This window comes from Sediminibacterium sp. FW305-C-49 (assembly GCF_058231085.1).
Window position 1 is genome coordinate 1,008,533 of record NZ_JBIQXS010000001.1, and the last position, 25,575, is coordinate 1,034,107.

The window sequence follows — 25,575 nt, forward strand, 5'->3', positions numbered from 1 at the left end:
GTTATAAAATATTAAAATAATCGATAAGATTGAATTTGAAAAGATTGATGTCTGCAATGAAAATGGCGTAACAGGTAACAGACATTACACCATTTGGTATCGGGTCTTTGGTTACAGTGTAGCCTACACTTTACTTATTGGTATTTCAGTTACCAGTAAAAAATGACAGATAAATAATTAATCTATATCCACGTAGGAATGATTATATTTATTTTACTACTTTATTTTAGGTCGCCCCCCATCGACTAATAAAAAATATTTACACACTAGTTAATTATTCTAGAATGCGGGGTATTCTTTTCATTATTCTAATTTTTACGTTTGGTCCTGTTATTTCATACTCACAAACTATATCCTATACAGGTTCATTAAATATATGTTCTGGACAAGCGAAAGTGCTCACCATTGTTGATGCACCATCTGGAGCAACTTTCAAATGGTTTAAAGATAACGTTGAGATTATACCAGCTCAAACAAGTATTTCTTTTAATGCAACTACATCGGGTAGTTACACAGCATTAATTAATAACTTAATAACCACTCCGGCAGTTGTTTTGGTTGTAAATACTAACCCAACAGCTAGTTTTACAGTTTCGTCACAAAACGACTGTGCTAATGTAAATACAACATTTACAAGTACATCTATTGGTACTTCTTTGACTTATGCCTGGAACTTCGGCGATCCTAATTCCGGGTCAGGTAACACCTCAACTCTCCAAAATCCTACAAAAACATTTGTAGGTACACCCGGTAACAGTACACAAACATTTCCCGTTTCGCTAACTGTAACAGATGTAAATGGTTGCACAAATACGGTTACAAACAATATAGTAAAAAATCAACTACCTAGTACTGCACTAGGCGGAACTGGAATAAAAACCTACAATGACCAAACGTATTATGCAATATGCGGATCAACTAGTGGTACATTTACTTTTTCAAACACATCTACAACATCAAGTACAAATACAAATTATAATATAACATGGGGAAATGGGAACCCCAATTATTCTGCAAATACTTTTACCAGTACAACTCAAACATATAATACTGGAGTCTATACACTAAACTATTCAGTAACAGGTGGAAACGGTTGTATTAGTACGTCTGAAAAGAAAGTTTTCGTTGGTTCAAACCCTAGTATTGGAATTTCAAATCCTGGATCAACATCAGTTTGTACTGGTCAAACGTTAACATTCCCAATTAATGATGCTACAAATAATACACCTGGAACTACCTACACTGTCAATTTCCATGACGGGACTGCACCATCTGTTTTTACTCATCCGGCTCCAGCAAATGTTTCACATACTTATCTATTAAATTCTTGTGGAATAAATAGTCTTACATATTCTAATTCTTTTTACGTTTCCATTGTTGCATCAAATGCTTGTGAAACCTCTACCAGTTTTGCTGCTCCTATTTATGTATCAAATGCACCTGTAGCAGATTTTTCTATATCGCCAAGTAGTCCAGTTTGTGTAAATACAGTTGTAAATTTTACAGGCAATGCTACTTCTATTAAAGTAGCATCTAATTCTGGTTGTTCGAATAGCCAATCTATTTGGAGTATCACACCGTCAACTGGCTGGGTATTACAATCTGGCAGCGTCTTAGGTATAGATAATGGATTCAATGATCCCTCATTATGGACAACGCCGGGATCAAACAATCTTTCAGTAAGATTTACTACTGCGGGAACTTATACAATAAAACTTAAGGTTGCCAATAGTACAAATTGTGGTTTTGATGAAATTACTAAAACAATTTGTGTGAATCCAACACCAACAGCTGCTTTTACAGTTGATCAAACTATAGGTTGTAATAATCTTTTAGTAAAAACCACAAATACTAGTTCTGCAGCCTCCTGTGGTGTTAATACGTATAGTTGGAGTGTTACCTATTCAGCAGCTTCTGGATGTACTCCATCCACTTCCCTATTTAATTATGTGTCAGGTAGCAGTACCTCTGAAAATCCAGAATTCTCTTTTGTGAATCCAGGAACATATACTATCAGATTGGTTGTAACAAGTCCGGGGGGGTGTGTATCAACCGCTGCAACAAGAACCATTACTGTAAAATCAAAACCAACGGTCACAATAAATAATATCCCAACAACTATTTGTGTGGGTTCTATTTCACCTTCCGCTACGGTTGCCAATTGTAATGCTACCACTACACCCACATATCTTTGGACTTTCCCAGGAGGTAGTCCAGCCAGTTCAACGAGTGCATCACCAGGTAGTATTAATTACACTACACCCGGAACTTATACTATACAGTTAGATGTTACAAATGAATGTGGTACAACAACGCTAACACAATCTATAGAAGTTAAGCCAATACCTACTGCTACAGTACCCGCTAATCAGGAAATCTGTACTGGTACAACTGTGGGGACCTTCACATTTACGGGTAATATTACAGGAACAACGTTTGCATGGACAAACAACCTCACATCTATAGGCTTAGCCAGCTCTGGAAATACGGCTACGATTAACGCATTTACTGCAATCAATAATACAGCAGCTCAAGTAGTTTCGACAATATCAGTTACCCCTTCTGCCGGGGGGTGTACTGGTCCCGCTAATTCCTTTACAATAACCGTAAACCCCCGACCTTCAGCACCAGGTGTAATAAGTCCAATAGAATATTGTTTAAATGCAACACCATCTGCACTAACGGCATCTACAGTTATTGGAAATACTGTTTTATGGTATAATAATAGCGGATTAACAGGAGGCTCTGCTACAGCTCCAACGCCTAGTACAGCTATTGCAGGTACTACAACTTATTACGTTACGCAAACAAATGCATTTACATGTAGAAGTAACTCTTCTACAATCACTGTAAATGTTACCAATGCGATCACTACTAATACTATTACGGTAGACCAAACTATTTGTGCTGGAACAAGCCCTGCCAGTCTTACTGGTACGGCTACGGGTGGTACTGGTTCTTATACTTATCAATGGCAGCTTTCAACAGATAATGGCAATTCATGGGCAAATGTTCCTTCTAATGGAACTAATAGCACTTATAGCCCAGGAGCAGTTTCAACATCAACATTATACCGAAGAATAGTAAATAGTGGCGCATGTACACTCATTTCAAGCAATACTGCTGCAATTACAGTTCTACCAATACTAAGCAATTTTTCTATTTCAGGAAATCAGCAAATCTGTGAAGGTAATCCAACCTCACTTTTGGTGGGTGAATTACCAACAGGTGGTAATGGCTCATATAGTTATCAGTGGGAAAGCTCAACCAATAATAGTACCTGGAATACTATTATTAATGCAACTGCAAAAGATTATCAGCCTCCCGTGTTAACAACTACCACTTATTATCGTAGGAGAGTCACTAGCGGTAGCTGTTCAGTGGTTTCTTCTCCTGTTACAATTACCATATATAATAATCCTAACGCAGGTACTTTGTCTGCTTCTGTTATAAATGCTTGCCAAGGCTCAACCGTTTCTGTATCAACTTCTGGTGTTGTAGGCGTAATTCAAAAATGGCAATACAACTTAACTCCTACAGATAATAATACCTGGATAGATGTTAGTCAAACAACTAATACAGTAAGTTTTACTAATGTTCAGAATAGTTTTGGTGTAAGAGTGGTAGTAAAGCAATCGGGATCATGTACAAATGAGGCAATTAGTGCAGTTACGCAAGTAAATACATCCTTAACAACAGTACCAGGAGCTACATCTGGTAATGCAACGGTTTGCGTTACAGGAAATAGTGGAACCATAAACTTAACTGGTCAAACAGGATCTGTTGTACGCTGGGAAAGATCTACTAATAACGGTTCCAGTTGGATTACTGTAAATAATACCACATCCTCTTTAAATTACTTAAATCTAACCACAACAACTTTATATAGAGCAGTTGTACAGAGTGGCGTTTGCCCGCAAAGTAATTCTACTGTGAGCACCATTACTGTTGTACCAACAGTTACCCCTTCAAATGCGGGAATTGATCAAAGATTATGTAATCAAACACAAACAAATTTAAACGGTAATACACCATCTTTTGGAACAGGAATATGGAGTCAGACATCAGGATCTGCTGTAACAATCACAAACCCATCTCTACGTAATACTACCGTTACCGGATTACAGCCCGGACAAACATATAGATTTAGCTGGGTTATAACCGGACCCGGGGCTTGTCCCAGTTCTTCGGATGAGGTTGAAATAGTGAACACTCCAACTATAACAAATGCAAATGCAGGATCAGATAAAATTGTTTGCGTATTTATTTCAGGCGATGACTCGGTAACAATTTCAGGTAATAATCCTGCAAATCCAATATTTGAAACCGGTACATGGACATTACTTAGCCCTGTTCCGCCCGGAAGTTCAAGTATTATACGCAATCCAAATAGCCCGACTTCTGTGTTTGTTTTTAACAGACCGGGTACTTATCGATTATCATGGTCAATCAATAATAATGCTTGTGTAACAAGCAGAGATACCATGGAAGTGGTTGTATTTGATAAACCAATAACTGGCCCTCTTGTTGCTTCAGCCAGTAAGGCTTGTGTTGGTAATGATATTCAAATAGCTGTGGGAAATTCATTTAGAGGTGTAGTTTCTAAGTGGCAATATTCATTCAATTCTGCTATTCCTTCTAATTGGATAGACACTCCTGTAACCTCAACTACACTTACCTTTTTAAATGTTCAAAAAAGCTTTTCTGCGAGAATCATTGCCATTTCGGCTGGTTTATCAAGAGGTTGTAATTTATCAGATACATCAGTAATTCCGATAGAGATTGTTCCTGACTTTAATAATATTATTGATACTACCTCTCTAACCGTTTGCCCGGGACAGGCTGTTGCTATTCCAGGCCAATTACCCATTGGAGCGTATAATGTTTTTGATTACCAATGGCAACAAAGCAAAGATGGAAAAACTGATTGGGTTGATATTCCCGGTCAAACCGGAGCAAACTTAAATATGACTCCATTATCAACAACATTTGTAAGAAGACTGGTAATCGTTTCTCCTTGTATAAAAGCCAGTTCTTTGGTCTACATTTTTGTAAGACCTTCTGTTGGAAATTTTTTAATGTCAGATAGTGTTGGAACCTGTTTTCCGTTTGATGTAACTTTTACTAATCTCGTACTACCTTCTGCAAAAACAACATGGAATTTTGGTGACGGTGCATTCAATGAAGGTGACGAAGTTTCTCACACTTATCGCTCCACAGGTACTTTTCAAGTTGTTATGACAGCTCAATATCCGGGTGGATGTAGGTTTGAGGCAACAAAGAGTGTTACAATTACTGGCCCAAAAGGTATTTTTCAGCATAACATTACTCCATTATGTTTAAGCGATGCTGCTAGATTTGAAGTGGCCGCGCCAGGCGTAGATTCTATTCGATGGAATTTTGGCGATGGGAATGTATTGATCACTACTGAAAAAGTTATTTATCATACATATACAGCAGCAGGACCATATTATCCAACTGTTGATCTACTTGCAGGACCAGAAGGTAAGTGTAGAAGTCGGTTAAATGGCATTGATTCTATAAGAGTAGACAATGTTACTAGTGGATTTACAAATACAATTGAACAGACTTGTGGAAACACCATTGTAGCTTTTACAGACCGGTCTACGGCTTTTTATGGAGTGAGGTCAATATATTGGGAGTTCGGAGATGGAAATAGTAGCAATAACAGAAATCCTATCCATACTTACAATGCCCCTAATACCTGGCAGGTAAGACAAATTACAGAAGGAAATAGTGGCTGTAAGGATACGATTCGCAGGTCAATACCCATTACCATTTGGGATATCCCAAAAGTTAATACAAATAAAGACTCCATTGCCTGTGTTGGTCAGGTAGTTCCTTTTGCTGCAAATGTTTTTTCCCTTGACCCAATTAAAAGTACTGTTTGGAATTTCTCTTCCGGATCTATAGTTACAACTTTAAACGCGCCAACAGTTTATCAATTTCCCGGCAATTATTTAACCCTTTTTGTTGCTACTACCATTCACAACTGTGCTGATACTGTAAGGCTTCCTATAAGGGTTTATCCTCCATTGTCCATCGATCTGGGTCCAGATAAACTTTTAGCTACCGGAACTCTCTTTCCATTAAATAGTATAATAACAAATGGACCTGTTTCTGAGTGGGAATGGAAGCCAAATAATAATATTAGCTGTAATGCATGCCCATTACCAATAGCAACAATAAAAAATAATATCACCTATACTGTTAAGGGTGTTACAGCTAATGGCTGTATTGCAACAGACAGTATTAACATAAAAGTTTTTTGTGAAAGAGCACAAGTGTTTATTCCGAATGTATTTACACCAGATGGAGATGGTTTAAATGATGTATTGATGGTTAGGGCCTCAGGTATTCGTTCTGTAAAATCATTCAGAATTTTTAACAGATGGGGAGGTGTTGTTTTCGAAAGATCGAATTTTCAACCAAATGATAAATCGCAGGGTTGGGATGGCCTTATCAACGGTAAAAAAGCACCACCTGATGTATATATATATACTTGTGAAGTGATTTGTGAAAACAATACAAGCTATCCCTACAAAGGGAATATTACATTGGTTAAATAATTTATTATGAGAAAAGTTTTATTAGCCATACTCTTATGTTCTCCGGTAGTTTTATTATCGCAAGACTTTTCATTTTCACAGTTCTATGAAATGCCCATGTTGCGCAACCCAGCTTTATCAGGCATATTCAATGGCGATATCAGAGTTAGCTCTGTTTATAGAAATCAGTGGGCCAGCATTTCAGTTCCTTTTCAAACAAGAGCATTCGGCGTAGAGTATAAAAAATCTATTAACGACCAGAGTAATAGCTACTATACCTTAGGGTTACAGCTAACATACGACAAAGCCGGTGACCTGGCACTCAAACGAATTCAGGTTTTACCTGTCATAACTTATCACCAGTCGCTAAGTAATGATAATGATACCTACTTATCTGGTTCATTCATGCTTGGAAGGGTGCAAAGTAATTTTGATCCTTCAAAAGCGATGTTAGACGATCAGTTTGTAAATGGAAGTTACTCACCAGGCAATGTATCAGCACAAACGTTTACCAATACAGGCAGATCTTACACAGATATGTCTGCTGGGCTTGTCTTCTCTTCGAGTTATGGAGAAGACTCCAGATTTTATATTGGCGCCGCTCTTTATCATCTGAATAAACCCAAATTGAATTTTTTTGATAATGATGCTAATACTTCTCAGGCACCAAAGGTTGTTTTTAATGCAGGGTTAAGTACGCCTGTTACTGAACGAAGCCAGATTATTGCGTATGTTGACTATTATCAGCAAACCGGAAATAAGCAATTGTTTGGGGGTATGCTGTATGAATTTCCTGTGACATCTTATTTAGATGATGGTGATAATATCAAACTTTCTGTAGGTGCTTTTTATCGATGGAACGATGCTTTAATACCTGCTTTCAAAATACAGGCATCTAAATTAATGCTGGGTCTTAGTTATGATGTTAATGTATCTCAATTAAGAACAGCTTCACAATTAAGAGGAGGAATGGAAATCACACTTTCCTTTCTGGGTTTTCTAAAAGGGGAGTCTTCTTCCAGAAATAAAGTTCGGTGTCCAAGATTCGGAGGCAAGAATAATGTTGGGTGGTGGTATTCTAAGTGAAGAGTAATGCAGTTATTAATATTGATGATCGTGGGTGTGGGACTGTTTGGAACGTTTATGGCTTATTTGGCGAGTTGGTTTGTGGGGGAGGGAAAGAGGGAAGAGACTTGATATGTAGCAAAAATTGAAACGTGGCTTCCGTCTGCCCCATTTTGACAAACCCTATGTTATGTGTTCGTGCTACTCTGTCTACCATTAACTTTTTCACCACAGTAAGGACAAACCACCCAAAGTTTTTCAAGTTGACTGTAACACTTGTCGCAAGTAATTACTTTCTCAACTACTGACTTAATTGGAATGCTCGTTTTAACTGTAAAGGTCTCAGGAATTTCCTTTAAGAAACTTGATTCGTTACCTTTTTCAGTGATAAGAAAGAGTTTGTCTTTGGCCCTAGTGATTGCAACATAAAACAATCGTCTTTCTTCTTCCAAAAGCAAATCATGATTTGCTTTCTTGATGACTTGAAAAATTCTGTCCTCTAACCAAATGTCAGGGAAACCTCCATTACCTTCTGTCAAACCAATGATGAAAACAACTTTTGCTTCAAGTCCTTTTGCTGCATGAATTGTTTTTGATTGAACTCTTATTCCTTCATTTTTAAACCGAAAAAAGTAAGGCGAATACATTTTGCTTCTACGGTATAGGAATAAGATATCATCATTACTCACTCCTTCCTCTAACAATTCTTTCACTTTGTTAAAGCAGAACTGAATGTTTTCATCTTGGTTAGCACCTGAATAAACTACAATTTTATGTTCTGACTTCTTTGATGCCTGAATTTCTTTTTCAACTTTGAATTTGTTGTGCTTTATTACCTCGTTACTTGCTCCAACAATATTTTGTGTACTGCGATAGTTTAAATTAAGTTTTACAACTTTTGAATTTGGGAAATAATTTTCAAAATCAACTATATAACTCACATTAGAGCCTCTAAAACCATAGATACTTTGCCAATCATCGCCCACACAAAAGAGTTGCGTTTGGTCAGTTAATAAAAGTTTGATTAATTCAACTTGAAGATTGTTAACATCTTGAAACTCGTCAACAAGAATGTATTGATATTTGCTTTTGTATTTATTTGCAATGTCTTCATAGTTTTGAAATAAGGAAGTACTTCGTGAAATTAAATCGTTGAAATCAAGATAAGATTTGTTAGTACAGTAGTCAACATACTTTTTTACGATTGGAATTGCCAACTCGTAAAAGTTCCGAACTCTCTCGTGTTGATCTTTTCTTGCATTCTCCAAAACCAGATTAAAATCAATGTTTTCAACTTTTATCATGTCGGTGATACGCATGATTTGTGCAACAAAATCTTTTACATCTTCATGGTAGCCGTTAAATTCTTCCTTGTATGTGAGTGCAACCGTTGCATGATAGTTTCCTGGCAAACGATTTTTTACAACCTTGTCAAGAGTGTGATTGAACAATGCAGAGTCCTTCGTCATTGCTTCGAAGGTTTTTACTAAAAGTAAATTCCCTTTTTGAAATTGTTCCTCTTTATCCTTGGTTGAAAAACTTTTGTCACTTACATGCTCAATATAAAGATTAGCTTCAGGAATGTAGAAGTCAGGATGAAAAGAAAAGTCTTTTACGTTCAGCAAAGGTTCATATTCATACTTGATGCTGTGCCGGTAAAACCAATCGGCAATAAACTGCTCCGACTTTGAACGGACTTTTGTCCCATCAAGAGTTGTGAAGTATTTGCCGTCTTTCGGCAAATACTTTTCATCTGTTTTCTTGAGGTGTATTTTGTCAATGATGTAATCTAGAATGTATCGCTTAAGTTGAAGTAAAAATTCGGTGTCTTCACACTGTTCAATCAAAAGTTTATGGACTACTTCAAAAACTGTCTCGGGTGCTACATGCTTTGAAAGTTCATCTTCATCGTCTTTCTTTTCATCTCCGATTATTCTGAACTTGTTGTCAAATTCGTTTACTCCATAGTTGCGAAGGATGCTGTAACAGAAACTGTGAAATGTTCTTACAGTTAAGCCATCAATCCATTTATATTTTTTCTGCTGCTGAAATCTTTCTTTGTCTTTGTCCGCTTTACTTAATCGTTTGTCAAAAAGAAGTTTCTCATATTCTCCTGTCGGGTCGGCTGAAATAATTAAGCGGTCGATCATTTCGTTAGTTGCATTCTTCGTGAAAGTAATTGCAAGAATGCTTGAAGGGCTTACGCCTTTCTCTTCAATTAAGTAAATGAGTTTCTGTAAAAGTGTTTTCGTCTTGCCTGAACCTGCACCCGCCAAAACCAAAAGTCGTCTGTCTTCACTGACAACTGCTTCTCGTTGCTTGTCGTTAAGTGAACCTAAATTTGTTTTGGTCTCTGTGGGTTGCATATATAAATTATATCAGCAAGATAAAATTTAATAGTTACTTTCTTCCAAAATCAGCAGGGTTTTCACCCCATGCCCTTGTTTCCCATTTTAAAACTTCGTTCTCATACTCGTTTTCTTTGAGCCATTTTATTGCCCTGTCAAGCAGTTCAAAAAGTTTTGTATTCCTATCGCTGCGGTCATGGTTTGTTCTTGCTTCTTTGTCACGAACCCAACCAATAGCGTTTCTGCTGTCTGAATAGATTGGGAGTTTGATATTGTTCTTTTTGCAATGAGCAAGTGCATGAACAATTCCTAAAAACTCAACAATGTTATTTGTGCCGTCCTCAAACGGTCCCATTTTAAAAATAACTTCTTTGGTTGTGGTGTGAACACCTTGATACTCTACAACACCAGTTGAAGTGTTCCATGCTCCGTCAACTGAAATACTTTCCTCAATGGGCTTGCCAATTAGTTTGAGTTGCTCGTCTGAAAGTTCGCTTTCAAAAATGTGTTTGCCGATGTAATCCCACCACTCGTCTTTGAATGCTTGTTCTGCTAATTGTCGTGTTTTGAAAGATTTGTAAACTGCTTGGGGAAATTTGTCAGTTTGTGCTTTACAGTCGTCCCATGTCTCAAAAACTCCTGTTTGTCGTCCTTTCCATACTACATAAAATTTTTGTTTCGCCATTGTCAGTTGTGGATGTCTTGTATCCAAATTTTTGTATGTCGGTTCAAAGTTAGCACTGTAGCCAGAGCATGACACATAACGTAAATGTATTGTCGATGGTGGGGAATTTTATATTCGTCGAACCCCAAATTACACTACAGCAGAATTACTACTGCTGATTGCTCCAATGTCAAGCCCCACTATTGGCAATGCCAATTTTTGTGGCATGTGCTTATTCTTCAATTTGAAAAGTCGCAACATTTATAAAACTAACTCTTGTCTTTGTCTTTTTCGCAGTTCCTGTAATATTAATGTACTGTTTTAATTTGTGTGCTTCGATTGCTTCTTTATAATGTTCGCTGTCCAACTTAACTGATGCAATGACAGGTAGTTCATTATAAACACCACCCAAAGTAACATTGTTTCTTGAGCCGTCTGGGTCTTTAGATTTTAATGTAATTATTTGTCCTCGAAAAGCTATATCAGCAATTTCTATTGTTTTATTGCTTACATCTTCTATCAATTCGGTAAGATGATGAATCTTCGCTTTAGTAATATTTTGAGATTCTATTTTTTCAGTTTCCTCAATGCTTGAAAACGTAAAGTCAATATTTTTTATGTCAGCATTTAAATAGAACGATTCTATATTTTTAAGAAGTTTTAAATTAATTGTTTCTTCATTCTCAATGATATAATCATCCGTAACGTTTATCTTATTTGCTGAAGTGAATACTTCATTATTTATATAGGTTAAAACATCTTTTACTTTTTCATTAATTTCTTCTGAATAAATTTCATTTCTGTCAAACAACTCATTTTCTTTTATCAATTCCTTTTGGGGTAACTGAATTTTAGCAATAAAACTTCCTTTTTGAGTTTCAATAAATTCACAAAGATTTAAATAACGTTGAGCTTCTGGCGGCACTCGAAAACTTAAAGCATTTTTATCAATAACAAAACTCGCTGTGTCCAGTAAAATGCCTTTTACTCTTTCTAACACTTGTTCAAAACGAGTAAGTGAAATTCTTCCGTCTTTCGTTTTATCGTCATAAATTCTGATTGAAAAAATTGTTTGCTCTTTGTCAAGCATCAGTTTTAACTCGTCAATTGAATAATCGTATAAAGAACCAATTATTTCAAGAGTGTTGTCTATAAATTGAGTGAAATCACTAAAATCTGTAGAGGTAGGAATAGAAATAGTAAATCCATCAGGCAAATTAAAATTTGCTGGTGGTCTAAATGTAGTGAGCTTAGCATTGTTTTCTATTGCTACCCAACCCCGATTAATGAGAAATGATATGATTTTTTCTTGTATCATTATTAGTTGTAAAAGTCCTGATAAAATGTGTCAAAACAATCAATGTCTAAAACATTAGCCTGAGGAATTGTTATTGTTACAGTTGCAGCATTGTTAGACATTGCTGTACCGTCAGGGGGTACATACCAATAAGCTTGCTTTCTTAATAAAATTTCATTATTGTTAATGTCAACCCAATTATTTCTGTCAACCGGAAGAATGTAGAGAATAAGCACAAGTGGAGTAAGATTATTTGTGTTTTTTCTTATCACAAGGTCATTGAAGTTTTTAACTTCAAGAGTATACCGAATAGTATTAGTTAGATTGTCGACTGTGATTCCATTTTCTGTTGTGGCTTTCAACTGTATATCAATGTACTTATTATCTTTTAAATAACGAGTGCTTCCATTATGGATGTAAGATGTAGTCCTGCTAACCATAAAATCAGCACCATAATCTTTTTCAGGCTTGTCCAGCATATAGCCCTTGTTTGCAGCTAAGATTTTAATGTAATTATTAGATAGCTGTTCTTTGATGTCATTCTCAGTCATATGTATGCTGGTATAGATTTAAAACTTTGCGAATTTAGGGTTTAGCATTGCCGCTAATAAGTGTACTTACGCTATAATTATAAAAATAAAAACGTCTAAAATGATAGTAGCGCAAATACAATTTTTTTCTGCTTGTGTACCTCAGATTACGAGTCGGTATTCGCTCTGTAAAGAAACACCCCGAAATCCTATCTCTTCTCAATCAACTTTTCCAACCTTACCATCATCTCATCCTTTTCCTTCAGCATCCTTTCATATAATGCAATTTTTTCCTAATGAAATTTGATTAATTGTTCTACAGGATTGATTGTGGAGTTGTAAAAAACAGATGCAGGTTGATTGCAATTATCAAATGTATTTGCGATAATATTAATCGCCTGCTCCTCATCAAAATTCTGAATCGCCTCCACAGGTATTTTCAATGCAGCAGAAATTTGTTGCAGCAGGGGAGCATCAATGGTTTCTTTTTGCTCGAGGAGGGATATTTTTTGCTGGTTCCAGTCATCGCCCAACTCCAGGGCAAGCGCATCCTGCTTAACGCCCAGCATTTCACGAAATCTTTTTACGTTGCGGCCTTCGTGAACTTTGCGGTCGGTTTGGGTATTATATGGCATAAGAAAAGTTTCAGGTTACAATAAAAGGGAAATTACAAAAATTATCCGGAAATATAACTGTAAAATACAATACAAGAACCCGTAAAATACACATTGGCTATGTAGGATACAAGGGCTACTCAACGGTGTTTTGCTGTATAAAACAGTTCTTATGCCAACAGCAAAAACAAGACGGCTCACCGTATGCAACAAATGGTTTAACCGTGTACTCGGCAATTCCGTATACTTCCCCACCATACTGCTATGCGGCAAATGGCTGCAAGATTCAGGCTTTAAGGCCGGCCATACCATTGATATTATATGCGAAGATGGAAAGCTCATTATCAAAAAATCGGAAGAGCAACGGTTTGATGTAAAGTAAACTGTAATGTTTTATAGGGTTTAATGGTTTCCCGTAAAATTTAGCATGCTGCAAGCGATACTTTTAGCTCACTAAATTTTTTAACCATGAAAAAGTATTACGTTAATAACGTTGCACAGAAGAATGGAGATCATGAAGTGCATCATGAAGACTGCAGCTTTCTTCCTTTGTTGCAAAACAGAAGCTATTTAGGCACGTTCTCTAACTGTAAGGACGCCGTTAAAGAAGCTAAAAAACATCACAAGCAGGTGAATGGGTGTTATTACTGTTCAAATGAATGTCATACCCAATAAGTAAACACAATATATAATCAGCATACCAACAGCTATGACACATATGCAGAACCCCATTGCTAAAAAGCAGGATGAAAGGCCGTTTTATAAAAAGAAAAGGGTACTCATACCCGCAGGTATTTTACTTTTTGGAATGATCGGTTCACAAATGGATGAAAGTGAAAAAACTATTGTCACATCTTCAGAAGCATCTTACTATGCTTCATCCGAAATGGACTTACAAACAAAACTGGCAAATAACATTAAAAGCCTTGATGGAGGAGATGATTTAACCAAATCGCCCCTGACCTCCGCTTTAGACTTTCAAATTACCGTTGCAATATTCAAGGCTTATGCAATGACCATTAATGAAGGTAAAGAAAGTTCGGATAAAGAAGTATTACAATTAACAGCTGAGCTGGAGCGAAAAGTAATTGCATCACAGAAAAAAAACTTCCCCAAACTTCGTAAAGCTTATTATGAATTTGTGAAAGAAACGTTGTGGGAAAATGATGTTTATGTTGATCTGTCAGGAGCCAGCAACACAGTGATCAAATTTACCGGAGCCTATTTTGCCGCAAATAAAAATATTAAAGCAACCCAGGATGCGCTACATGAAATATTGCAATTACTGCGCTTTAAGCAAACACAATACCGCTGGTACAAAGGCCAGGATGAGTATACTTACTTTACAATCAATTCAAATTCGGATAGGAAAATTGTTGAGTAAGAAACTTGTTTGTGGATGGCTAAAACCGGGGGGTAATTTAGACATTAACAGCTTTTGTTTCATGCGTTTTTCGTTCAAGAACCCCGATCAATTGTCGGGGTTCTTTTGTCCTCAAAGCTGGTCTTTCTTCTCAGAACAAAGAGAATAATTTATTCCTTATTCAGGTGCTTGCTTTTACCAATCCAACCTAAGTGTGTGTGGTCGAAACTATCAAAGTATTTAAGTCCATACCCGGCCACTCTGTCGAAGGTGGAATGTGCCAGAAAGATCAACGCTATTTTCATCAGTGCATCTACCTGTATATAATAACCCATGATGAACAAGGCAGCCCAAACACCCTGGTGGTGGAAAATATTATAAGCAATGGCGCCCAGTTTTTTGGTAACCAGGTACAACAAAAAAGAAAGATCAGGAACAAAAAACAAAGCCAGGTAAAAGCCCCAGCTACCTGGATACAAATGAAAATAGGCACCTGTAAATAATAAGAACAATCCAACTGATTCGAGTTTGATTACCTGTTTCATAAGCATATTTTGATCATTGAAGTTATTGCTAAATGCAAAACTTTCTCTGTACTAGCGAGCGTTCTTTGGTAAATAAGAAATGCCTACGCATATGCTGTGAGGACTTCGCTCTCAAAGCTGGACTTGAATACAGACGATGCTGTCTGCATCCCGACCGTAGCGTCGGGACCAGCGACCCTCCCGACTTTAGTCGGGATGCTCTAACCAACTGAGCTATCGGGGATGTATAAAAAAAGAAAGTCCTCACATTGCTGTGAGGACTCTGCTCCCAAAGCTGGACTTGAACCAGCGACCCTCTGATTAACAGTCAGATGCTCTAACCAACTGAGCTATTTGGGAATACCGTTTCCCTTTCGGGGTGGCAAAAATAGGGAAAAATGCTTTCCGGCAAAATCTATCTCTAAAAAAATGCTCAAAATGAGATGTAAATACCGTCTGTACGCTGCTCCAACGGGTAGGTTTTCAGGTAATAGCCTTCTCCACTGGTATTCCGTCCGTTTTTTATGTTGAAACGATAGCGGTGCAAGGGGCATACCACCTGTCCCAGCGCATCCACAAAACCATCGGCCATAATACCACTGGCATGCGGACATTTATACGCAAATGCATACAATCCTTCCTGGTGCCTGGCCAGGGTAATTTTTTTTCCTTCCACTTCTATCACACACATCTGGTTGTTCTGCCATTGAAATACCGCTGCCGTCTCGCCGATTTTATGCCATTTCTTATCCGATTCAAACATTTTAGTATATTTTTTTCTTCTAATATCTTAGGTTTGCAGTTCCAACATCCAACCATAAAGATGCAGAAATCGCTACTTAGTTTACTCATATTCTTATTGACCACCAGTATCAGTAGTTTTTCACAGAACCGCGGGGTTGACCAGGGCTTTGGTTTATTGGGAAGCAGGTCCGATATCAGCGGACTGGCCCGCTACAGAACAGACAGCACTTCCATTGATGCTGATTATACCATGCGCGTTAAACAAATTGGTATTGTATACAGTATTCGTAAAGATCTGATTAAATGGAGATGGGGTTCTGTAAGTATCGGCTCTCCCATGATGCTCGGCATCAGCTTTACCAACCGTTATCGTTCTATTGATTTTGATGGTACCAAACGCGATACCATCACAGGAAAAAAAGGTGGTCACCTAGCTTTTGAAATACCCATTGTTGCCGATCTGAATATTGGCTTACACTCAGCTTCTGATGATTCAAAACGATCGCTGGGTATATATGTGGGCGGTGGTTACCAGTACAGCTATAGCAAGGTATATACTTCGGTAGGCAAAATTCCTTTCGATAGTTTTGATCCTGTTCTCCGTGCCGGCATCAGAATGGGGAAAGCCTGGGAAACAAGGTGGAGCCTGGGTTTCAACATGCGCGGTGTTTCCAATGGAAACCGCACGTATAGTATACATTGGCTGAAAGAATTATAATATCTCTTTTCTCTTTCCTTGCCCCGGATTTAAATCCGGGGCAAGGAAAGAGAAAAGAGAGCAGGAAGAAGTTTGGCAGAGATTGTTTTAGAAATGAACTGTCTTATACGGATAACGCACCTGGTACATATCTCTCACTTTATTTAATATCAGTTCTCGCAGCGCATCGATGTTTTTTCTTTCCAATGCCGATACAAATACACAATTATGTTCGGTGGCCCTTTCCCATTTTTCGCGCAGCTCTAACAGTATTTCCTGTTTTACTTCATCTTCCAGCCACTCGTCGAATGTTTTCTCTTCATAGAGATCCATTTTATTGAAGATGGTGAGAATTGGTTTCTCAAAAGCTTTCAGCTCCTGCAGGGTTTTATTTACCACACCAATCTGGTCTTCGTATTGCGCATGCGATATATCTACTACATGTAACAGAATATCAGCTTCACGTACTTCATCCAAGGTGCTTTTAAAACTTTCTACCAGGTGATGCGGAAGCTTACGTATAAAACCTACGGTATCGCTCAACAGGAATGGGGTATTTTCAAACACCAGTTTTCGCGTGGTTGTATCTAGTGTGGCAAACAGTTTATTTTCTGCAAACACTTCACTCTTGCTCAGTAAATTCATCAACGTGCTTTTACCCACATTGGTATAACCTACCAGCGATACACGAATCAACTCTCCTCTTTCTTTTCGCTGTGTAAACGACTGTTTATCAATTTCGCCCAGTCTTTTACGGAGTAAGGATATTTTGTCTTTAACAATACGGCGATCCGTTTCAATTTCTGTTTCCCCTGGTCCCCTGGTACCAATACCACCACCCTGTCGTTCCAGGTGTTTCCACATACCTTTTAATCTCGGTAATAAATACTGGTATTGCGCCAGCTCTACCTGTACTTTGGCCTGTGCTGTTCTCGCGCGGCGGGCAAAGATGTCGAGGATTAAATCGCTTCTGTCGATGGTTTTTACACCCAATTCTTTTTCAATATTGGTGATCTGTGAGCCGGTAAGTTCATCATCGAAAATGACGAGGTCAATATTTTTACCCGTTACATATTCTTTTATCTCTTCGAGTTTTCCTTTCCCTACAAAAGTGCGGCTATCGGGATGTGGTAATTTCTGGGTGAACTTTCTTACGGTCTGGGCTCCTGCCGTTTCAGCCAGAAAGGCCAGTTCATCCAGGTATTCATATACCTGTTCCTGGGTCTGTTCTTTTTGAATAACACCCACCAGTACCGCTTTTTCTTCTTCCCTTATTTTATGTTGCTTCTCAATCAAAGTCTGCTCCTCTTTTTTGCAAAGGTAACCTTTAACGCATTGTGCTATTAAAAACAAGCACCCAACTATTCAAAATTCATTTTCACTCATGGGCCGTTGGGCCCCGTCCCTATTCCTCCGCCTCAGGCGGACATTGGCCTCTGATCAGATCTGCTGCGCACGATCTGATCTGTCTTCGCTGCGCTTGACACCGACCCCAATGAGGCCCGTCCATAGGGACTGATTAAAAATGATTTGCCTGACCTGTTCTAACTATTACCCTGTACCCTTTTAATAAGAATAGTGAATGAGCCAGTCAACCCATTTGGTTTTTTTAACTAAAAACCCCGTCACCGCCTATTGAGCGGGTGACGGGGTTTTGCTGAACAGATGAATGTTGAATGTCCAACTTCGAAATTGGATATTCGATATTCCTCTGTTCTTCTGTTTTATAATCCACTAATGGTTATACCGACAGAGAATTTACGCATGGTTGGTCCTGTTCCGTCTTTCAACACTCCATTCAACTGGTAACCGGCATCAATAGAGAAGATACCATAACCCACCCTCGCCGTTGCTGCCAGCATGGTACCATTGATGAATCTTTTACTGCTCTCTTTCTCTACATATGAAGTGCCATAAAGACTCTGGCCATTTTTATTTACATAATTCTTACCCTTGGTATATGATTTTAACAGGGTTCCCAGTTTCAAACCGACTGCAGCTTTCCATGATTTGGCAGGATTTTCCGGGTTTGAATAATAACGCAGTTCCAGCGGTATTTCGAGATAGATACTGGTAAGTTTCATTTTATCGAAATGATTGGCACTGTCTACATTGGTAAATGGTAAACGTGTAGTAGGCGATTTCAGGTCTACTTTGGTATTCTTGAAAAAGATATTACTCGTTCCCAAACCCGCTCCCAGACCAATACTCATTTTTTTATTGGTCTTGAAGGGTTTATCTACCATGAAATAAATATTGAAATGCCTGCTGAAACCATTGCCTGTTCGAACACTGTCGGGTCGGTTGGTCCAGCTATCGCCACCATATTGTATCATCAGGTGATCTGCCGGGCGGTCGGTGAGGTCGATCTTGCTCCAGTCTGTTTTTTTCTTGGGTTCGTTCTTTTGTGCGGTAGCCAGCAGGGTTCCTGTAAAGGCCAAAAGCAGTAATAATATCTTTTTCATGTTCTCGTTTCGTTGCGCCAATATATGGCAATAGGGCGCAAAAATAACAGAATTGGCTGCACGGAAGTGGTTAAAAATTAGTCAAATCGCTGTTTTCCTGCTTTTTTTACCCTATTAGCAGGATTTTATTGGTATAGGGGTGGCTTTTAGCAGTTAGCCTTTAGCTGCTAGCTTTTAACAAGTGGATTATTGCATGTTTGCTTACAAACTACTGAATCGTTATAAACCTGAGCAGCTGCTAACTCCTAATAGCTAACTGCTAATAGCTAAAGGCTAAAAGCTAACAACCACCCGCTCTGATTAAACCCGATTTGAGTGCATACGTAATAATGGAGGCCACACTTTTTGCCCCCAGTTTATCCATGATCCGTATGCGGTAGCTTTCCACGGTACGTTTGCCTACCGAGAGGCGGGCTGCAATTTCCTTACTGGTCAATTCCTTACAGATCAGCTTCACAATTTGTTTTTCCATCTCGGTAAGAGATATATGTCTCAGGCTTTTTTTATCCTGGTTTTTGCCGGCAATGATCTTTGATATTTTTTCAGTGATTTCAAGAGAGAAATAAGGTTTATGCTGGTATACCGTTCGAATGGCTTTTGCCAATTCTTCCTGACCAATACCTTTTACCAGAAAACCCTGTGCTCCTGCTTCCAGCATTTCAATAATCAGATAATCTTCGCTGAATGAGCTGAGTGCAATGATTCTGATACCGGGATAAGTGCGGCATAATTTTTTCGTGACTTCAATGCCATCCATAAAAGGCATTTTAATATCTGTAATGATAATATCCGGCGCCAGTTGTTTCACACGTAACAACAACTCTTTCCCATCGCTTACTTCACCTTTGATCCAGAACTGTGGATCGGTTGACAGCATCAGCTTTAATCCTTCCCGGTAAATAAGGTGATCATCGGCTATTAGTATGGATATTTTTTTTGGCTCCACGAATCTGGATTTGATAAAAAATCAGGCCGTCGCTTCATTGGCTGCAATGACCAGTTTAATTTCTCCGTAGCTGATTTCTTCGGGCAGACTTTCTTTCAGTTGTTTCAACCCATTTTTTCCCAGGCGTTGTATGGCGGCCTGTATCAATTCAATTTTATCGGCCGGTACAAGGTCGTGAACATCCAGTTGCGATTTAGATACATAATAGGAGAGATGCGATTCTATGGTATTGGGAGATAAAACCCGCTGTTCCGCAATGGCTTCTACACTCATGCCGCTTTTAAATAAATCGAGGGTTATTTTTTTTGTATCGGTTTCTCTTTCTCTCGATGCCGTTGTTCTTCTTTCTCTTTTGGGTTGTTTAAGTTCAATACGTGTATCCAGTCCATGTTCATTACAGTAATCCTGCACCATTTCTAAAAATGGCTGACCATATCTTTCAATTTTATACACACCAAAACCCGATATCTTACTGAGGTCTGTTGCAACGATGGGCAGGAACGTAGCCAGATCCATCAAACTGCTGTCGCTTAATATTAAGTAGGCCGGCACATTTTCTTCATGTGCCATTTTATTGCGCAGTTTCTTCAGGTTTTCAAACAATTCTTTTTCATAGGCATGCTGCTGGTATATCACCGGTTCTTTCACCGTTGTTACCATTTGTATAGGCGCATGCAGGTACACTTTCTCTCCCTTAAACAATACTGCTTTACTTTTTTCGGTGAGTTTGAGTAAAGGATATTGTCCATCGCTCATTTGCAGGTAACCACCGGCGAGCAATTCTTTGGTATAATGTATCCATTCCTCTTTGGGTTTGTCTTTACCAATGCCATATACCGTTAACTGTTTATGCTCCGACTTTATTTTTTCACTGGCACTACCCCTTAAGAGATCTACAATATAGCCCAATCCAAATTTTTCATTTACCCTTGCTACGGCACTCATGATTTTTTGTGCCACAATGGTCTGGTCAGACAATTCAGGTTTGTGAATACAGGTATCGCAGGTACCGCAATAATCGGGTGCCTGTTCCCCAAAATAGTTCAACAGGTATTTTCTGCGGCATTGTTTTGTTTCGCAGAATGCCACCATCTTATCGAGTTTATCAAGCAGAATTTTTGTCTGCTCCGGATTGTCTTCTACCTGTGCAAAATTTTTCAGCTTGATGACATCTCCAGCTCCATAAAACAACAAAGCTTCGCTGGGTAAACCATCTCTTCCGGCTCTTCCGGTTTCCTGGTAATAGCCTTCAATATTTTTAGGGAGATCGGCATGTACCACAAACCGCACATTGCTTTTATTGATTCCCATACCAAAAGCAATGGTGGCCACGATAATGCTTATATCATCTTTTAAGAAAAGATCCTGCCGCTCATCTCTTGTGGCTTTGTCTAAGCCTGCATGATAAGCTGCTGCATTAAAACCATCTGCTTTCAGGTCTTCGGCCAGTCGTTCCGTAGCATTCCTGCTCAGGCAATAGATAATGCCACTGTCTCCTTTATGTTCTTCCAGGTAATCGACCAGCTCATCATAATAATTACGTTTGGGTTTTACGTAGTAAGTGATATTGGGTCGATTGAAACTGTTTTCAAAAACCTTGTACTGCTTCAGGTGAAGCTGGTCGATGATGTCTTTTTTGGTAAGTGCATCTGCTGTAGCAGTTAAAGCAATGACAGGAATATCGGGGAACTGTGTTTTCAGTTCGCTCAATACCCTGTACTCCGGTCTGAAATCGTGGCCCCACTGGCTGATACAATGTGCTTCATCGATGGCAAACAGTGCAGGTTTGGCTTCTGTTTTGAGGAACTGCAGCAGATTGATTTCAGCACCCACCAGTCTTTCCGGTGCTACATACAACAACTTTAATTCATTTCTTCTGAGTTGTTGTAATATCTGTTCTCTTTCCGACGGGTGTTGTGTACTATTGAGGAATGCTGCTTTTACACCATTAAGTATAAGAGCATCTACCTGGTCTTTCATGAGTGCTATCAATGGACTCACCACAATGGTTACACCATCTACACATAATGCGGGTACCTGGTAACATAAACTTTTACCACCACCTGTGGGCATGAGCACCACTGCATCCTGCGCATTGAGTAAATGATCAATGATGGATTGCTGGTTATGCCTGAATTCATTGTACCCAAAAACGCTTTGTAATATGTCTGCAGGTTCCGCTACTCGTTTCATGAATGAATAATGTATGATAGGGCTGCAAGATAAGCGGAGAAAAGCGGGAATGTCAATAGGTATTTTTACCTGATCTACATTTATGAATAAAAAATAGGAAATAAGGAATAAGAAAGTAGAAAATAATCAATACTCCACTTTCTTATTCCTTATTTCCTATTTCGTATTTCTCTGTTTCTACAGCTCTCTCACCCAGATATTTCTATAACTCATCGGGTTACCGCCATCATTGCCATGATCCTGTAATATCAATGGTTCTTTGTCTTTGTGTTTTTTATAACTGGGTGCGCCAATCCATTCTGTTCCTCCTTTGATCTCTACATTGTTCTGTACCAATACACCGTTGTGAAATACCGTGATGCGTGCAGGTGTTTGTACGGTTCCGTCACCATAAAACTGTGGTGCGGTAAAAATGATATCATAAGATTGCCATTCTCCGGGTTTGCGGCTGGCATTTACCAGTGGAATATGTTGCTTATAAATGCTGCCCGCCTGTCCGTTTACATAGGTTGGGTTTTCGTAGGAGTCTAATACCTGTAATTCATATTCTCCCATGAAAAATATACCGCTGTTTCCGCGTGATTGTCCGCTACCTGCAATAACAGCGGGCGATTTCCATTCAATATGCAACTGGCAGCTACCAAAGCCCTGTTTGGTTTCTATATCACCCGACATTTTTACAACAGTTAGTGATCCATCTTTATCTATTTTCCATCCGGGCGCACCACCACCTTTCTTTTGAAAAGCATTGATGTCTTTTCCATTGAATAATACAATCGCATCCGATGGTGCGTCGGCCGCTGTTTTGCCCGGTGTAACTTTTGCAGGAACAGGTTCCCATACTTCTGTTTTCTTCGACAGTTTTACCAGGCTGTCCATATTGATGTTCCTGTTCTGTGCCTGTACCATTCCGCAAACCATGATGGCCAGGGGTAATAAGATGTGTTGTTTTTTCATGTGTTCTGTTACGCTTCGTTAGTGATGAATATTGTGTGTCAACCCTCTTCGAAACCTATCCCTGCCCCGGATTTAAATCCGGGGCAGGGATAGGTTTCGAAGGTTGTCCAATATTTTTAGACAACCGGCAGTTGATAACCATTATGGTATTGAGCTGCCAGGTATTGTTGATTGATGCTGTTATCGGTAAACTGTCCCTGTTTATTATCCCAGAATAATTTTCTATTGCTTCGGTATGCAATATTACCCATTTGAGATAAACGTGCAATTTTTACCGCTTCCTGTATGGAACAATTCAACTGTTCTGCCTTTCGTGAACGAACCACTGCAATAAAATTTTCCCAGTGTTTGTTGAGTCCATTGTCTGTTGATTTCTGAAATGGTATGGCTACTTTCGGTTCATTCTTTTTTTCTTCCAGCACTTCCCATCCATTCCGGTTGAGTACCAGTGTTCCTGCATTGCCAATAAATGCAATGCCATGATCGCGGTTATAGTTTCCATTGCCAATGCCTACTGCATGATCCCAGATGATATTAAACTTGTCGAACTCATACAATGCCATTAGTGTATCGGGTGTTTCATCTGCAGAATCGGGTTTCGCAAATTTGCCACCCAGTGTAGCGATTGATTTGGGTGTATCTGCTTTCATACCCATCAATGCATAATCTAACAGGTGCACACCCCAGTCGGTCATCAATCCGCCTGCATAGTCCCAGAACCAGCGGAACGTAAAATGAAAACGGTTGCTGTTAAACGGCCTGCTCTGTGCCGGACCTAACCATTGCTGGTAATCAACACCGGGGGGTACTGCTGAATCGGGTTTACGGTCAAGTGGTTGTTTCCAGTCGAGGTAACACCAGACTTTCACCGTTCTTATATTGCCGAGTTGTCCGCTGTGTACAAAGTTCACCGCATCGGTAAAATGTTGCTGGCTGCGTTGCCATTGTCCGGCCTGTACTATTTTCCCATACCTTTTTTGTGCGGCCATCATGGCATTACATTCTACGATGGAATTGCCCACCGGTTTTTCTACATATACATCTTTACCTGCTTCACAGGCATGTATCATTTGTAAGGCATGCCAGTGATCGGGTGTGCCGATGATGACTGCATCAATATCTTTCTGATCGAGCAGTTTACGGTAATCACGATATACGCGAACCGTATTGGTATCGATGCCCATTTTCTGTAGATCAGCCAACCGTTTGTCTATGACCGACTGGTCTACATCGCAGATAGCGGCTACTACCACACCGGGTACTTTTAATGCAGCGGTAAGGTTCGACCATCCCATACCATTGATACCGATGGCGCCAATACGTACCTGATCGCTGGGCATGAAACCGTTTCTGAATGATGATGCGAGTATTGCTCCGGCTGTAAGCAATGAAGTGTTTTGTAAAAATTTTCTTCGTGATGACATGTCTGTTCCTTCCTTTTATGAGGGGATAAATTAGGAAGATTTCTGCACAACAGAAAACCTTTATCGGGTTGAGGGCTAATTATTCTATTAAACATCGTTTGCCACTGAGGACTCAGAGGGCACTGAGATTTTTCTGTGTATTTCTGAGCCCTCAGTGGCAAACAATGCTATTACATCAGGCTGCGCTTTCTCTCGGCTTGATAGATGGAATGGATGAAGCTGTTGGTTCTTCGCCCTGCTCATTCATCTGGCTCTGTATTCGCTGTGTAATATCATTCAGTGCCGTGATGCGCTGAACAGTGTATGGAATGGTATCAAGACCAGATACAAACTTGAGGATATAATTATAGATACCAATGATATGACCAGCCAGTACGGTTGTACCTGCTACCTGGTTGGTAATGAGTAATGATACAGCAATAACTACCATTACCATCATTTCCATGATACCAAAATTCCAGGCTTCCTGGTCGCTGATGCGTATCTGCCATTTACGCAGGTTGTTGAAATGCTGATGGATGGCTTTTTTATCGCCGGATGAAATGATGTTTACCTGTTTTTCGAGCTCATCATTTTTTAAACGTGTCAACCTTTTCATTTTCTTGCCATAGATATAACTGATCAGCATTACCGGTAAAAGAATAGCCAGGCAAAGAAATACAACCGATGACTGGTAAAAGAAAAGCAGCACCATGGAGCCTACTATATTGTAGAATGCTTCTATGATATACACAAGATCAAACTCCAGGAAATCAACAAACTCTCTTGCCAGTGTTGAATGTGCACTCAACTTAGATACTTCGGATGATTTGATTCTTTTTGATAAAAATTTAGTCACCAGTGATGTGTAGATCGTAGAATAAGTGCGTGTATCGTAACGATGCCTGAGTGTACCTATGACCAGCCAGGCAAAATGCACGGAGGATAAAATGATGAGACCCCTGTACGATCCCTGCATCAGGTCGTTGATGGCCATACCCAGGAAAAAAGGACGCAATAAAGCGCCTGTCATTTCGAGAGAAAACAACAGGTACGTAATACCCAGTCGCACTTTGTGCCGACGTATCAGCTTGCTCAATACATTCATGTTCAACATAACGGTTCCTTTCATTCAAATAATGAACAATCAGGTTAGAAGCCTGTACTATTGATACAGGTGGATGACATGGGTTAGT

Annotated in this window: 19 protein-coding genes and 1 tRNA gene; 5 read left to right on the forward strand and 15 right to left on the reverse strand. The window is 39.1% G+C overall.

Annotation, left to right across the window (positions count from 1 at the left end):
• The first annotated feature begins 284 nt into the window (after positions 1-284).
• Positions 285-6,590 (forward strand): DUF8696 domain-containing protein, encoded by a 6,306-nt coding sequence (locus ACH3Z1_RS04205; protein WP_490820604.1) that lies wholly within the window; start codon positions 285-287, stop codon positions 6,588-6,590.
• A gap of 6 nt (positions 6,591-6,596) precedes the next feature.
• Positions 6,597-7,655 (forward strand): PorP/SprF family type IX secretion system membrane protein, encoded by a 1,059-nt coding sequence (locus ACH3Z1_RS04210; RefSeq protein ID WP_490820605.1) that lies wholly within the window; start codon positions 6,597-6,599, stop codon positions 7,653-7,655.
• A 167-nt stretch (positions 7,656-7,822) separates the two neighbouring features.
• On the opposite strand, the gene ACH3Z1_RS04215 is transcribed toward ACH3Z1_RS04210, so the two are convergent.
• From ACH3Z1_RS04215 to ACH3Z1_RS04235, 5 genes are all read right to left on the reverse strand, one after another.
• Positions 7,823-10,000 (reverse strand): ATP-dependent helicase, encoded by a 2,178-nt coding sequence (locus ACH3Z1_RS04215; protein WP_490820606.1) that lies wholly within the window; start codon positions 9,998-10,000, stop codon positions 7,823-7,825.
• 34 nt (positions 10,001-10,034) lie between these two features.
• Complete coding sequence (locus tag ACH3Z1_RS04220; RefSeq protein WP_490820607.1) at positions 10,035-10,667, reverse strand: ribonuclease H1 domain-containing protein; 633 nt, start codon at positions 10,665-10,667, stop codon at positions 10,035-10,037.
• A gap of 211 nt (positions 10,668-10,878) precedes the next feature.
• On the reverse strand, positions 10,879-11,964 hold the full coding sequence (locus ACH3Z1_RS04225) for a hypothetical protein (protein WP_490820608.1): 1,086 nt from the start codon (positions 11,962-11,964) through the stop codon (positions 10,879-10,881).
• A gap of 2 nt (positions 11,965-11,966) precedes the next feature.
• A complete protein-coding gene (locus ACH3Z1_RS04230; protein ID WP_490820609.1) occupies positions 11,967-12,494 on the reverse strand; it encodes a DUF4365 domain-containing protein in 528 nt (175 codons plus the stop codon).
• Positions 12,495-12,766: 272 nt separating this feature from the next.
• Positions 12,767-13,108 carry a helix-turn-helix domain-containing protein gene (locus ACH3Z1_RS04235; RefSeq protein WP_490820610.1) on the reverse strand — a complete coding sequence of 114 codons (342 nt, stop codon included), beginning with the start codon at positions 13,106-13,108 and terminating at the stop codon, positions 12,767-12,769.
• A 151-nt stretch (positions 13,109-13,259) separates the two neighbouring features.
• On the opposite strand from ACH3Z1_RS04235, the gene ACH3Z1_RS04240 reads away from it, so the two are divergent.
• Both ACH3Z1_RS04240 and ACH3Z1_RS04245 read left to right on the forward strand, forming a co-directional pair.
• Positions 13,260-13,469 carry a SymE family type I addiction module toxin gene (locus ACH3Z1_RS04240; protein ID WP_490820611.1) on the forward strand — a complete coding sequence of 70 codons (210 nt, stop codon included), beginning with the start codon at positions 13,260-13,262 and terminating at the stop codon, positions 13,467-13,469.
• 327 nt (positions 13,470-13,796) lie between these two features.
• Positions 13,797-14,471: a hypothetical protein gene (locus tag ACH3Z1_RS04245; RefSeq protein ID WP_490820612.1), complete on the forward strand. Its 675-nt coding sequence runs from the start codon at positions 13,797-13,799 to the stop codon at positions 14,469-14,471.
• A gap of 149 nt (positions 14,472-14,620) precedes the next feature.
• Here ACH3Z1_RS04245 and ACH3Z1_RS04250 read toward each other — a convergent pair whose 3' ends face one another.
• The 3 genes from ACH3Z1_RS04250 to ACH3Z1_RS04260 all read right to left on the reverse strand — a co-directional run bounded on the left by ACH3Z1_RS04250 (position 14,621) and on the right by ACH3Z1_RS04260 (position 15,737).
• A complete protein-coding gene (locus ACH3Z1_RS04250; RefSeq protein ID WP_490820613.1) occupies positions 14,621-14,995 on the reverse strand; it encodes a DUF4260 domain-containing protein in 375 nt (124 codons plus the stop codon).
• 265 nt (positions 14,996-15,260) lie between these two features.
• A tRNA-Asn gene (locus tag ACH3Z1_RS04255) sits at positions 15,261-15,334 on the reverse strand.
• 73 nt (positions 15,335-15,407) lie between these two features.
• Entirely contained in the window at positions 15,408-15,737 is a 330-nt protein-coding gene (locus tag ACH3Z1_RS04260) for a Rieske (2Fe-2S) protein (RefSeq protein WP_490820614.1), read from the reverse strand.
• A 60-nt stretch (positions 15,738-15,797) separates the two neighbouring features.
• Here ACH3Z1_RS04260 and ACH3Z1_RS04265 point away from each other — a divergent pair, with 60 nt between their 5' ends.
• Positions 15,798-16,436 (forward strand): hypothetical protein, encoded by a 639-nt coding sequence (locus ACH3Z1_RS04265; RefSeq protein WP_490820615.1) that lies wholly within the window; start codon positions 15,798-15,800, stop codon positions 16,434-16,436.
• An 87-nt stretch (positions 16,437-16,523) separates the two neighbouring features.
• Here the strand turns inward: ACH3Z1_RS04265 and hflX are convergent, their stop codons facing one another.
• From hflX to ACH3Z1_RS04300, 7 genes are all read right to left on the reverse strand, one after another.
• Positions 16,524-17,711: a GTPase HflX gene (gene hflX / locus ACH3Z1_RS04270; protein ID WP_490820616.1), complete on the reverse strand. Its 1,188-nt coding sequence runs from the start codon at positions 17,709-17,711 to the stop codon at positions 16,524-16,526.
• A 428-nt stretch (positions 17,712-18,139) separates the two neighbouring features.
• Positions 18,140-18,880: an outer membrane beta-barrel protein gene (locus tag ACH3Z1_RS04275; protein ID WP_490820617.1), complete on the reverse strand. Its 741-nt coding sequence runs from the start codon at positions 18,878-18,880 to the stop codon at positions 18,140-18,142.
• A gap of 280 nt (positions 18,881-19,160) precedes the next feature.
• Positions 19,161-19,826 (reverse strand): response regulator, encoded by a 666-nt coding sequence (locus ACH3Z1_RS04280; RefSeq protein ID WP_490820618.1) that lies wholly within the window; start codon positions 19,824-19,826, stop codon positions 19,161-19,163.
• A gap of 21 nt (positions 19,827-19,847) precedes the next feature.
• Positions 19,848-22,019: a DNA helicase RecQ gene (gene recQ, locus ACH3Z1_RS04285; RefSeq protein ID WP_490820619.1), complete on the reverse strand. Its 2,172-nt coding sequence runs from the start codon at positions 22,017-22,019 to the stop codon at positions 19,848-19,850.
• Positions 22,020-22,196: 177 nt separating this feature from the next.
• A complete protein-coding gene (locus ACH3Z1_RS04290; RefSeq protein WP_490820620.1) occupies positions 22,197-22,976 on the reverse strand; it encodes a 3-keto-disaccharide hydrolase in 780 nt (259 codons plus the stop codon).
• Positions 22,977-23,092: 116 nt separating this feature from the next.
• Positions 23,093-24,400 carry a Gfo/Idh/MocA family protein gene (locus tag ACH3Z1_RS04295; RefSeq protein ID WP_490820621.1) on the reverse strand — a complete coding sequence of 436 codons (1,308 nt, stop codon included), beginning with the start codon at positions 24,398-24,400 and terminating at the stop codon, positions 23,093-23,095.
• A gap of 175 nt (positions 24,401-24,575) precedes the next feature.
• Positions 24,576-25,496, reverse strand: coding sequence for an ABC transporter six-transmembrane domain-containing protein (locus tag ACH3Z1_RS04300; protein ID WP_490820622.1), 921 nt, complete (start codon positions 25,494-25,496; stop codon positions 24,576-24,578).
• Positions 25,497-25,575 lie beyond the last annotated feature (79 nt).

Excerpts from the sequence above, each read along its gene's own strand:
- ACH3Z1_RS04220 (WP_490820607.1), bottom strand. The coding sequence starts at position 10,667 with ATGGCGAAACAAAAATTTTATGTAGTATGGAAAGGACGACAAACAGGA.
- ACH3Z1_RS04265 (WP_490820615.1), top strand. The coding sequence starts at position 15,798 with ATGCAGAAATCGCTACTTAGTTTACTCATATTCTTATTGACCACCAGT.
- ACH3Z1_RS04300 (WP_490820622.1), bottom strand. The coding sequence starts at position 25,496 with ATGTTGAACATGAATGTATTGAGCAAGCTGATACGTCGGCACAAAGTG.
- ACH3Z1_RS04225 (WP_490820608.1), bottom strand. The coding sequence starts at position 11,964 with ATGATACAAGAAAAAATCATATCATTTCTCATTAATCGGGGTTGGGTA.
- ACH3Z1_RS04260 (WP_490820614.1), bottom strand. The coding sequence starts at position 15,737 with ATGTTTGAATCGGATAAGAAATGGCATAAAATCGGCGAGACGGCAGCG.
- ACH3Z1_RS04275 (WP_490820617.1), bottom strand. The coding sequence starts at position 18,880 with ATGAAAAAGATATTATTACTGCTTTTGGCCTTTACAGGAACCCTGCTG.
- ACH3Z1_RS04205 (WP_490820604.1), top strand. The coding sequence starts at position 285 with ATGCGGGGTATTCTTTTCATTATTCTAATTTTTACGTTTGGTCCTGTT.
- ACH3Z1_RS04245 (WP_490820612.1), top strand. The coding sequence starts at position 13,797 with ATGACACATATGCAGAACCCCATTGCTAAAAAGCAGGATGAAAGGCCG.
- ACH3Z1_RS04290 (WP_490820620.1), bottom strand. The coding sequence starts at position 22,976 with ATGAAAAAACAACACATCTTATTACCCCTGGCCATCATGGTTTGCGGA.
- ACH3Z1_RS04235 (WP_490820610.1), bottom strand. The coding sequence starts at position 13,108 with ATGCCATATAATACCCAAACCGACCGCAAAGTTCACGAAGGCCGCAAC.
- ACH3Z1_RS04240 (WP_490820611.1), top strand. The coding sequence starts at position 13,260 with ATGCCAACAGCAAAAACAAGACGGCTCACCGTATGCAACAAATGGTTT.
- ACH3Z1_RS04215 (WP_490820606.1), bottom strand. The coding sequence starts at position 10,000 with ATGCAACCCACAGAGACCAAAACAAATTTAGGTTCACTTAACGACAAG.
- ACH3Z1_RS04230 (WP_490820609.1), bottom strand. The coding sequence starts at position 12,494 with ATGACTGAGAATGACATCAAAGAACAGCTATCTAATAATTACATTAAA.
- ACH3Z1_RS04250 (WP_490820613.1), bottom strand. The coding sequence starts at position 14,995 with ATGAAACAGGTAATCAAACTCGAATCAGTTGGATTGTTCTTATTATTT.
- ACH3Z1_RS04295 (WP_490820621.1), bottom strand. The coding sequence starts at position 24,400 with ATGTCATCACGAAGAAAATTTTTACAAAACACTTCATTGCTTACAGCC.
- ACH3Z1_RS04210 (WP_490820605.1), top strand. The coding sequence starts at position 6,597 with ATGAGAAAAGTTTTATTAGCCATACTCTTATGTTCTCCGGTAGTTTTA.
- recQ (WP_490820619.1), bottom strand. The coding sequence starts at position 22,019 with ATGAAACGAGTAGCGGAACCTGCAGACATATTACAAAGCGTTTTTGGG.